Annotated in this window: 1 protein-coding gene and 2 pseudogenes; 2 read left to right on the forward strand and 1 reads right to left on the reverse strand. The window is 64.3% G+C overall.

The window, feature by feature from the left end; genetic code table 11:
* Positions 1-92 precede the first annotated feature (92 nt).
* Positions 93-209: pseudogene (locus G406_RS57290) on the forward strand (transposase); the annotation flags it as partial.
* A gap of 81 nt (positions 210-290) precedes the next feature.
* Positions 291-371: pseudogene (locus tag G406_RS59840) on the forward strand (hypothetical protein); the annotation flags it as partial.
* 1636 nt (positions 372-2007) lie between these two features.
* Here the strand turns inward: G406_RS59840 and G406_RS0123520 are convergent.
* On the reverse strand, positions 2008-2922 hold the full coding sequence (locus G406_RS0123520) for a DNA-processing protein DprA (protein ID WP_028935652.1): 915 nt from the start codon (positions 2920-2922) through the stop codon (positions 2008-2010).
* Positions 2923-3810: the final 888 nt, after the last annotated feature.

The following is a 3810-nucleotide window of genomic DNA, read 5'->3' on the forward strand; positions in this document are numbered from 1 at the left end:
CCGTTGCGTTGAAAGGCGCACGGCGGGTTCGGCGAGCGGTATGGGGAAACGGGCCGGTAGCAACACCGGAACCGCGCCCCATACCGACTCGACTCAGCGCGCACTTCGCCGAGGTCTACGGGGCGTCGGTGTCCAAGGAGACCGTTTCCCGGATCACCGACCGGGTCGTCGCGGAGATGCAGGACTGGACCGTGCGCCCCCTCGATGAGGGGCGGATTCCAGCCGTCGTTGCGAATTAGAGGGCGACGAGTTGACGCGACGGTGAATCCGCGTTCGGCAATCCAACTGGAGAGCCAGGCGCGGGTGTGTCCGTCCTCGTCGGTGGCGGCCTGGCGCTCGACCCCGCCCGCAGGCGTCGCACCGAAGCCTGACATGTGCGTGAAGTCCTCGAGGAACAGTGCGTCGGCCTTGGGATCACCCGGCACTCGCACGGTCGGGTTTCCGCCGGTGGAGGTCGTTATGGAGCCATCTCCTTGTCTCTGGGTGTCGGTGCATCAGATTTAACCTGGGCAGGGACTGGAGGAAGTCACCTGCGCTCACCGGCGGGGCCGCAACCTCCCCCGACACCGACCGCCGCCGGCACCACTACTCCTCAACCCCCGGTGAGACGCTTTCGTCATGGCTGGACAAGAGCGTCGTGTTGACTGTGGCGGCGTCCCGGACGAGGAACTGGCCTCCGGCCAGGAGGTGGTTGAACAGCATTGGCCCTACGACGGGCCGCATGGCTTTCACCGGACCAGCACGGCTGCCGAGACGATGGACCAGCTGGTCCGGTACCTGAACAACGCGACCTGCATCGACACCACGCTGCCCCACGCCGCGTCCGGCCACGACGTCATCAGGGGAGTGGGCTCAGCGATCCACGGCCTGGATCAGCTGCTGGAGCAACTTGCCCAGTTCTACCTACGCCACGCCGCGACTAACCCGGACCTGTATGGCGACCGGCGGGACCGGACGCGTCGGTCCCATCCGTCTCGCACCAGGCCATCCGTGAGGGGCGTTCGGCTACGGCGCTGGTCCAAGATGCGGGGCAGGAGTATCTGCGGAGCCAGGCGTCGAGTAGCTGGTGGGCAGGGCTTGTCGAGCTGGTCAGGTGGGCCGCAGCGATGACGTCTGGTCGCACACGGAAACGGCGGCGGGTGGTGGGTCGTCGGCTGACGTCCGAGTCGGGCGGACTGCGGCTGTCGGGCAGTGGTAGATGCCCGTGTGACCGTTATGTCGGGCAGGCGCCGCCGGTCACCGGACAGATTAGTGCGTTGTAGGGCACGACTGGGGTCTCGACGTATGCCCGGTGCTCGGACCACCGGTGGCTCAACCACCGGGCGATGCACAAGACTGATACGGTCGAGGCGCCGGCCGTTTTCAGGGTCAGAGCCGCTGACTGCGCCTTCCCGCCTGATACCCAGGTGTCGTCTATGACTAGCACGTGTTTGCCCTTCACTGTTGCTCGATGCTCGTCTGGGACTGCGAAGCGATCCGGCATAGGCCGGCGATCGTCAGAGGTTATTGATGGGCCTGGTGCTAGCGTGATGTGCCGCTGTGTTGGAACGTTGCGGTAGTTCGTCACGCACTGGGCGAGACCGGCGGTCGGATGGGTGTCGTCGGGTCGATCTTTGGAGGGGACGAATGTGATCACCTCCCAGAATCGGCCGGCAGCGTGGGCAATGCACTTGCCGTGGATGTATGTAGCTGCGGTGATCATGGTTTGTAGGTCCGCGACGCAGCGCTCCGACGGGTGATCCGGGTGTTTGTACTGCCGCACATGGTGCTGTGACTGGTGCACGTAGCCGGGCATCCATCCCCGCACGTAGGCGAGCGGAAGCGTCTGGTCCGCGAGCTGATCACCGAATGTTGCTCGCTGGCTCCCGCACTGGCCGCACAGGTGGTTGGGATCAGGTGCGGTGCAGACTGAGCAGAACCCCAGCCCGCGCTGGGTGTTGGAGAAGAACCCGCCAACTTGGGCGAACAGCGCCGCGCTGACCTGTTGCTCAAACTGTCCTTGCGAGGTCATGCCCTGGTGGCCGCTGCCAGTAGCTCGCCGAGCTTCGTTGGACCAGCCAAGATGTCGTCCACGAACGTCAGCGCTTCGTCCGCGCTGGTGGCGACGTGCACGCCGGGTCTGGTGCGCAGCTCCTGTGACCACTTGGTTGACTTGACGACCAGGTCGCTAAGGATGACTGGCCTGCCATGCGCGACCGCCTGTCGAGCCTGGATGCGCGCGCCGCTGTACTCGCCGGCCTCGACCACGATGGTTGCCTGTCCGTAGCCAGACATCACCGTGTTACGCATCGGAAAGGTGTGTCTACCCGGCGGCCCGTCGGGCCAGAACTGCGAGAGCACCAGGCCCTCGGCCGCGATCTGATCCTGTAGCTCGCGGTTCTCCTTGGGGTAGTACTTGCGGATGCCGGTGCCGATTATGGCGACTGTGCGCCCGCCGGTTTTCAGTGCGGCGACGTGAGCGGCGGTGTCGATGCCGAGCGCCAGCCCGGCCAGAACGGTGATGCCGCGCTTGACTAGGCCGGTCGAGATCGCGGATGCCAGTTCCAGTCCGCGCGTGGACGCTGCGCGCGAGCCAACCACGGCGATGCCGACGTCGCTGGGGATGAGCGTGCCGCGATGGAACAGCACCGGAGGGAAGTCGTGGATGTCGCGCAGCTGGGCGGGGTAGTCGTTGTCCAGGAAGGTCATGAACCCGAGCTGGTCGGCGTCCCACTCGGCGATGTCGCGCCGGGCCTGCGCGAGCGCGGGTGCCTCGTCGCTGCTGCTGAACAGGTCGGCGGGGAATTCCTTGTCCCACACCGCGACTGCGCTGCCGTGCTCGTTTACCAGGCCCGCGATCTCGGGCCACTTCAGGTTGTGGGGTCGTTCGCGCAGCAGGGCAACGAGCGCCGCCTGCTCCGCCTCATTCGAGCGTCTCCCCATGGCGGCCACAATAGGTCCGCTATCGCCAGCTGGCACTACCCCAGGAACAGACATAAGTTCTCCGAAAATTCGAACATGTGTTCGATCATACAGGCTGACCGGACTGAGCAGCAAAAACAGGGTCTCGACTTGTCAACGACTGACAGCTCAGCCGGTCGCGGAGAGACCCATCGTGCGGCACGCTGTCGCGTCTCATCTGCTGTGGCGAGGGCGGTCGTCTCTGGCCTGGGGTTCGCCAGTTGGCGTGAGACGTCGTGGCGGTGGTTTGTCTCATGGTATGCGGCGAGTTTCGGGTGTTTGGCTGACTCGGTACGTCCCCCATGCGACATGTGATCATCTTCCTCGCCGGCGTGGGGGTGGCTCTGTTGCCTGCCTCAGCGGGTCGGGGGTATTGGCGGGTCACCAAACCTGACGGTGAGAACTTGCTCGATGACGTCCTGTTCAACGGCGTTGATCGAAGTACTGGCCCGCGCATCGCTGGGTGATCTCGGGGCTGGACATAGCGATGATTGGCCGGGCTTGTTGGCCAATGGCATTGGAGAAGATCGAGGGTTTTGTTCAACTCGGTGAGAATTGTTCATCTTGATTGAGAATCGACTGTTCTGCGTGTTGGCGAATCGCGCGCTTTTTAGAGTCCACATAGGACTATAGTGGTTGGATGTTGTTTTGCGCTGTAGTGCTGCTATGCTGTTATTTGCAGTGGGGTGGGGGTGATCCGCCCGATGGCTCTGCGGGGTACCGTAAGAGCGCTCCAGAGTCTCTCAATCCAGCTCAGTGCTCTTCTAGGGCGCTTTTGCACGTGTTCCTGATGAGGGCGCAGCCCGGTCGTAACGGTGGAGCCAGTCGGCGCAGCCGGCGGGCTCACGGACCCCATTCGGAGCGGGCGCA

The sequence above is a fragment of the Actinospineispora spinosispora DSM 44797 genome (assembly GCF_000429025.1).
GTDB classification, from domain to species: domain Bacteria; phylum Actinomycetota; class Actinomycetes; order Mycobacteriales; family Pseudonocardiaceae; genus Pseudonocardia; species Pseudonocardia spinosispora.